The sequence below is a fragment of the Agarivorans sp. D1326 genome (genome assembly GCF_056958115.1).
Window position 1 is genome coordinate 58098 of sequence record NZ_JBTWEN010000016.1, and the last position, 7246, is coordinate 65343.

Genomic DNA, 7246 nt, shown 5'->3' on the forward strand with positions numbered 1-7246 from the left:
AGCTGGCTTTTTTATTAAGGGCTTAGCATGATGCAACTTGTAACACTTATCTTAGTTGTAGCTTCATTTGTAACCAGTTTGGCCGCCAGTGCCTTGGAGTTTAAAGCCGTTTCGACTAACGCTAATGCACTCATACAACAATGGCACAAACAAGAACTTAAAGCCCAAGGCGGCGAGTTTGGCTCACATGGTTGGTGGCCATGGGGAGTAGGCGGCTTTGACTACGATAACGATGGCGATGTAGATCTCTACCTCTCTCATCACGGCACTCCAGGTGGTAAGCTCTTAGTTAACCAATTAATACCGAGTGGCGTTCTCGAATTTAAAAGCCTTAGCACTAGCCAAAAGCTACCAGGAGCCGACGACAAACCATGGTTTTTTGATTTTGATGGAGACGGTTGGCTTGATATAGCCGCCTTTTCTGATGAGAAAAAGAATCCTTATGTCTTGAATAAGCAAGGTGAATTCGAAGTCGCTTCACCTAATGAAACCTTTTCTCCAGTGTCTTATCCCAAAACGGTGTTAGACATAAATAAAGATGGCTACTTAGACTTAGATGTAGGGCGCAAGGGCGCTTTTTACTACCAAGCTGATCAACAAACATTTCAACGCGATAAAAACTACAGCTCTAGTGACAATCATTTATTGCCCGCTAAATACCAACAAATTGAACAAGACTTTAAGGCCAACAACAAAAAGAACCGTTTTTTTCGAGCTAATACGTACCAACACTTTATAAATCGTTCGCCAATACCAAGCCCTATGCTTACACCCATTGATCTCAATAACGATCAGCAAAGTGACATTATCGTCGCTGGTCACGGCGGCTATGGCGGTGATCACCTGGGCTGGTATTTTTTAGCCACTAAGGAAGGTTACTCTTTATCAAATAAACGCCTCAAGCTGCCAGAATGCGCAACGCCAATATTTGTTGGAGATTTAAACGGAGATCAGCGTCAAGACTTAATCACAACTGGTAAAGGTAAAGGCGACGTTTACCTACAAACAGACAAAGGTTTTGTTAAGCAAAGCTCGCCACTAAGCAAGATGCTAAATGCCGGTGCGCCTTATCTTGTGCGTGTGTTTGCAGTGGATTTTGACAACGACAGAGATTTAGATTTGCTACTTTCTAATCCTCGTAAAAAGTATGGAAAGGTGTGGGAAAATGATGGGAAAGGCAAGTTTAAACAAGTATTAAGCTTCAATGGTTGGGACTCTAACCCAGTATTTATTACCGATTTAAACAACGATTTGCGCCAAGATATTGTGATAGGTGGGGCGAGTAACCAACAGCTGCAAGTGTTCTTAAATACCGGCCAAAAGCAACAAAACAGCCTGTATATTTACCCTCGCTATAAGCAACCCAACCCCTATGCGGTTGATGCCATAGTCAAGATATACCAAGGTGAAAAACTCATTGATCAACAAAGGGCAAGGTGGGACGGTTTGCCTCTGGTTTTTTCTTTAGGAAAGCTGAGCAAGGTAAGCGCAGAAATAACTTTTAGTGATGGAACAACAGAGCGTTATGAAGATTTAGTGGCCACTCACAATTACACGCTTATCTATAAAGGTGGTAAGTTTATAGGCCATATTCCAGCACACTTAGTGGCTAAGTATTAGCGTTAAAAGAGTAGGGCAAAGCTAGTACTTTGCCCAAATAATTAAAACTCTTTTGGGGCAAATCCGGTAACTTCTTTAATGCCCATTTCACGGCCTAAGGCTGTCATTGGATGTACTACCACCAAACCTTTAACCGACTTCTTCAACTTACCCATATCTGCTTGTTCTGTTTTTGTAAGAACGCGGCTAAAGGGAAGGGACTTAACGTCACCGCCTTGTTGACTTAACTTCTTAGTTTGCTGGGCTTTTACACTTTTAAGCTTTTTAGTAAGTGCAGTAATTGTAGTATTGAACTGATTAATCATCACAGTGTCACCACGTTCGTGGGCGGCATCTAACTTACGTTTTGCCGTGTCTAGTTTGTTGTGAATTGATTGAAGTTCATTTTTTAAATTCATTGTAAATCCTAAGGCTCACATCGAGCATTCATCGTTCAAGGCCTGTTAGCCAATCGCTTATTATAGCAGTAAGTTTGTCTTAGGTTTTACATTTATAGAGTAAACAATTTACTGCCTTAATGCCGATAATGCTATTTATCGGCAATTGCATTTAGGGTTATAATATCAATACTATTCAGTAGCTTAACTAAGTTCATGCTAACACTTCCGCCAGCCATTCCTCTGTTCGATTCCATTCAATATCTTGAAGATGGCAATGCTATCGTTAACCAACATCTGGCAGAAGTTACCTTAAGCGCCGTTAGCGATGCCGGATTTGTTTACGAATACGCAGTAGATTGGTTGTTAGAACAGCGTCATAGTGAAAACAATTACAAAACCTACCGAAGCGAACTCACCAGCTTTTTACACTGGGCTTATACTGTTGAGCAAATCTCCTTATCAATGGTGACACGACGGGTACTAAGTAAGTATTTAGACTATTGCAGCAAGCCGCCGCTAGAGTTAATAGCTTATCGAAATGTTGCCCAGTTTGTTGTTGATAAACAGCTGAAAGAACGTGTGCCAAATCCACAATGGCGGCCTTTTTTAGGTAAGAAAATAGACGGTATTGAGCAGCCATATCAAATAAGTGATAAAGCCTTAAAAACCAAATTAGCGATTTTATCTTCGTTCTATGCCTATCTAATTAATGAAGAATATACAGAGCGTAACCCAGCCATGGCTTTAATGAAGAACGGCCGATTTAAAGCTAGCAGCCAACACACTATTAGTGGCGAAGATCTGGAAGACATTAAATCCTTTAGTGACTTACAGTGGTCTTATGTAATGAGTGCAGCTAATCAACTTGCTAAACAAACACCAGAAGAAAACGAGCGCATTTTGTTTTTAGTTAGCCTTATGTACAGCTGCTATTTACGAATATCCGAAGTAGCAGCAAGGCCTGGCTTTTCACCGATTATGGGACAGTTTAAACGTGATACTAAAACTTCCGTATGGGGCTTTTATATACCGCGTAGCAAAGGTGGAAAAAAGCGTACCGTTGCAGTGTCAAAGCAATTGTTAGATGCCTTACAACGTTATCGACGCTTTTTACAATTAACGCCGTTGCCAACACCCAATGAGAAAACGCCATTGTTTGTAAGACACCGAGCAGCTGGCCGAGGTAGAGACTCCGGATTACTTAATGCCAATCTTGGTATTCGCCAATTAAGAGAGCAAATCTACATGCTCATCGAGCACGCCGCTAAACTCGCCGAAGCAGACGGCTTTAAGCAAGACGCTAACGAGATTCGCCAACTAACGCCACACAGCATTAGACACACCGGAATATCACACGACATAAACTTAGTGGGTCGGCCATTATCACATGTACAAGCCGATGCCGGGCACGATAGCATTGATACCACGTCTCAGTATTTGCACACATCTCGCGTAGAACGCCATCAATCTGCTGAACATAAGCCTTTGGATCACTTAAAGTAATTGCTATTTCTACGCGGCATTACAGGCAAACTTCTGTGGATTGCTAAAAACTCACCCATAAGGCGCATAATGTATATTATGTTAAATAGAGTGTATAAAGGAACCCTTCTAAATTTGTATTTGTGTTAATCGCATTTTAAGACTGGATCGATCCAGTATATAGTGTCAAAAACAATTAGCGTTAAATCAGTGATTTGATCTACCTTTCGCCTTAGGTTGAGTTGGAGTTTAGCATTTTAGTACTGGATCCCTTCGTATCTCCCAGAACGCTAGGAATTAACCCTCTGACAAAAAATGTGTGCCCGCTTGATAAACGTTGACTCTGTTTTCAATTCCTGTGTTCGTTTTTTTATAGCCATTGTTCGAGTCAAGCAAGATGAAACTAGTTTGCCATTTAGCATAAGCACATATTTGGAAAGCTTTATTCCGTTTGTCAGCTTCATTAAGTGATTGGTAAAGGAAAGTCTTAGCCATTAAAAATTAGGTGCATGCGACATTATGCTCGTGCCGACGGAATAAATGGGTACTGGCTAGTAACTACAGTGTCCTCGTTAGTTGTTTTTGTAGTCAGTTCAACCAACTTGATAAATATCTATCTTTACCGGTATTCTTTAAAAGCAGAATAGTTAATATTGAACCGCCCTAACCCATTTTTGGACAATTTCGAGTTATGGTTAACCGTTTCTTAGAACCCGGAAAGTGTCGAGAGTCCTCAGTCCTTACCACCCTTCATCTACAATCTGTTGAGCCACTTCCAATCGGAACTCAGGTGAATATGTTGGTCTTGTACGTTTTGTCATAAATTTGCCTACCTAATAATGGTGATGATATCACCTCTAATTAGATGGACAAACTCACTATGCCACTACAGACAAACAACATTCATTTAAGTGTTCAAGAATAAAAAGTGAAATGGCAAATGAAAAAGCCTTATTAACACAACTTGTCATTAAATTAAAACTAACAATAAATACCAATCATAATATAGGACACCAAGCGGTGAAGTTTTCGATTAAGTTGTACTTTCTTCTGTGGAAGTAAAAGTCATCTGAACTGATAAAGTGAAAATCACCAGATCTTTTCTCCATATACCTCGATACAAATTGCGATAGGTTCTTACTACTTTTTTCTACTTTGTATTTGTACTCTTTATTTAAAATTCTACAAAAACCGTCATAAGAGTAGGCCTTTCCATAGAAAAAATGACGAAACGTCTCATTTATTTCTACGTCTGTCTCAAGCACCAGGGAAGTGTAGAGCCATCTCTTATCTGAACTTGAACGAAGGCTATATAAATCACCCCACTTTTTCATAAAACTAAGCGCGGACATGTTTGATTTGAATTTCATGCGATTTACCTTTTGTATAAATTCATAATCATCACTTTGATGGTAGACGCAAAATTTGTTTTCTTTGTGGCCCCCCGCGAGCTTAACCTCTTTTTCCTTTGCCTTTAAAAGAGCCCTTTTATATTCACTATGACGAGCTCTCGCACTGATTAAAACCAGCGTACAGAAAAGCGGGATGCCAAAGCACACAACACCAAATATAAAGGTTGAAACAAATAAATAAGAGCTATTCAGATAAAAAACATTTCCAATTAACAAAAGTGACGACAAAAACATTAGTCGAAGATGTGTTTTGCTACCTTTCACAACAGTTAAGTTGTCCATAAAAAACTTAACATCATATGTTTGGGGTTTATCTAAATCAAATAAATCGTCGGCAGTTCCTACTGCAAACCCACCTTCAGTAACTTCTGAAACTGAAATTTCGTTTACATTATGCTTATACTGGTTGTTATCAAACTTGTCCTTTGGTTTGTTTCTGAGCCAAACTTCTCTATCTTCTAATTTTCGAACAGTAAGGGGAGACTCCTCTCTTATTTTATCGATCACTTTTGTCTGCATTATTGTGTTGAGCATTTTTGTAAAAAACACAAAAAACGTGACAGGCTGTATAACTAAAATACCAAAAGCAAGCGTGCCTTTTATTAAGCCTGATATTTTTTTTGATTCGCCAGATACTTCAACACTGCTTAATAAGTCCACTCCAATCTTTTCCAATATATATATTTCCATCACACCCAATGCAGATATGAAAAAACAAACAAGGAATGTCACAAGAGTCGCATGTAAAAGCATGTAATAATCCTTTCAAGTTAATTAATTCGAGGAAGCGCAAAGCGCATTCAAACTCTATACCTTTTCTTGTTCATAATGTTCAAATAACTAACATGCTTATCGACGTATAGATCACTGCCTACCATTTCGTTGCTTACGGTGAATTTACATGACATATTCACGTTATGTCGTCTTCGTCTGACGATGTCAGGAGGCTTCCCTTCTTTGGTACTTTGCACTGGGTTAAAATCCACCACTCTTTTGAAATCATTGAATCGCCAATGGTATTTGGGCCATCAATAGACAAATAAGAATTTATTTTCCATCAAGCACTATTGTATTTTGTGGGCTGCCTAGATTACCTTTCCATAGGACGTTTTGAACCAGTCGAATTTAAGTATAGACGACAAATTGATTATGAAACGGGCTAGGCCGACCTGTTGCGTGTTCGCTTCAATGTGCCTATTAACTGACATCCATCACCCGTTCTGGCTGATTGTATGTATACCCTTCTCTAGATGCCGTTTTCTGCTAAAGAACTAAGGTCTTAATGCCTAACTTGAAGAAGGCTCGTAAACCACTAAACTAGATATCTAGAGACATCGCAGCGAGTATAAAGCCCCTTTAATTCCAATTGCATCGTTCAAACATCACTAGTGAAACCGACTGCTATTACCCCTAGCTTGCCTTAGACTGGAGAAGCTTTGAATGATGGCTCATCGCTCAAAGCTGCCTTTAGAGTAATGGAACTAACCCGAAATAAGGGCAAAACCTTGTTTGCTAGACCTAACTGATTTCTGTCCAAAAGCGTGTTAGCTCGACTCTTTGTATCTTCTTTACCCTAACCTCTACCTGATATTGAGACATTTCACATGGGGTGTAGTTTCAAAGTAGCGGAAATGATTTCAACGAAACTTAAACTTACATATTAACGATGTAGGGGCAAAGCCAACTGTTGCCAAATCATACAAAAATGTATATATTTATTTAAAGAAACAAAGCGCAACAACCTGTTTAATATAGAAAATCTCATGTTAGATGATTTAACGTGAAAATCTCATTTTAGATGAGGTAAACCTAGTAGCACCAATCTCATGTTAGATGATTGGTAAGGCCTGATAATCCTAGACACTTTCTAGGTTCTCAAAATACTGCTGCTCAAAGTCAGCAGGAGACATACGGTCATTGTTAGTATGTCGTCGCTTCGGATTGTAGAACATTTCGATATAGTGGAACATAGCTTGCCTAGCCTCATCCCTCGTTTTGTACTTAGTTTTGCGTACTTTTTCTTTCTTTAAGTTGCTAAAGAAGCTTTCTGCTACTGCGTTATCCCAACAGTTTCCCCTGCGGCTCATACTGGGCTTTATACCCAATTCAGTCAGTAGCTTTCTAAAGTTACGGCTGGAGTATTGAGAGCCCTGATCAGTATGTAGGTTCACTGTATTGTTCGGCTTTCGCCGCCAATACGCAGCAGTTAAGGCGTCAAGCACCAAGTCCTCTGTCATGCGTTCGCCCATCGACCACCCAACGATGTTGCGAGCATACAGATCCATCACTACTGCAAGGAATAGGAAGCCTTCCTGGGTGTGGATATAAGTAATGTCGCTGACCCACCATTGA

Annotated in this window: 5 protein-coding genes; 2 read left to right on the top strand and 3 right to left on the bottom strand. The window is 39.8% G+C overall.

From position 1 onward, the window contains the following. Window positions 1–27: 27 nt before the first annotated feature. A complete protein-coding gene (locus ACYFDN_RS21025) occupies window positions 28–1620 on the top strand; it encodes an FG-GAP repeat domain-containing protein (RefSeq protein ID WP_483512597.1) in 1593 nt (530 codons plus the stop codon). A gap of 41 nt (window positions 1621–1661) precedes the next feature. Here the strand turns inward: ACYFDN_RS21025 and ACYFDN_RS21030 are convergent, their stop codons facing one another. Continuing rightward, window positions 1662–2018, bottom strand: coding sequence for a YibL family ribosome-associated protein (locus tag ACYFDN_RS21030; protein WP_016401480.1), 357 nt, complete (start codon window positions 2016–2018; stop codon window positions 1662–1664). A gap of 195 nt (window positions 2019–2213) precedes the next feature. On the opposite strand from ACYFDN_RS21030, the gene ACYFDN_RS21035 reads away from it, so the two are divergent. Then, window positions 2214–3503 carry a tyrosine-type recombinase/integrase gene (locus ACYFDN_RS21035; RefSeq protein WP_483512599.1) on the top strand — a complete coding sequence of 430 codons (1290 nt, stop codon included), beginning with the start codon at window positions 2214–2216 and terminating at the stop codon, window positions 3501–3503. Window positions 3504–4480: 977 nt separating this feature from the next. Here ACYFDN_RS21035 and ACYFDN_RS21040 read toward each other — a convergent pair. Both ACYFDN_RS21040 and ACYFDN_RS21045 read right to left on the bottom strand, forming a co-directional pair. Beyond that, on the bottom strand, window positions 4481–5647 hold the full coding sequence (locus tag ACYFDN_RS21040; RefSeq protein WP_483512600.1) for a hypothetical protein: 1167 nt from the start codon (window positions 5645–5647) through the stop codon (window positions 4481–4483). A gap of 1103 nt (window positions 5648–6750) precedes the next feature. Beyond that, the coding region (locus ACYFDN_RS21045) for an IS3 family transposase (protein WP_483512601.1) at window positions 6751–7246 on the bottom strand (496 nt) is incomplete at its 5' end.

Coding starts and splice junctions, on each gene's coding strand:
- ACYFDN_RS21025 (WP_483512597.1), top strand. CDS start 28: ATGATGCAACTTGTAACACTTATCTTAGTTGTAGCTTCATTTGTAACC.
- ACYFDN_RS21030 (WP_016401480.1), bottom strand. CDS start 2,018: ATGAATTTAAAAAATGAACTTCAATCAATTCACAACAAACTAGACACG.
- ACYFDN_RS21035 (WP_483512599.1), top strand. CDS start 2,214: ATGCTAACACTTCCGCCAGCCATTCCTCTGTTCGATTCCATTCAATAT.
- ACYFDN_RS21040 (WP_483512600.1), bottom strand. CDS start 5,647: ATGCTTTTACATGCGACTCTTGTGACATTCCTTGTTTGTTTTTTCATA.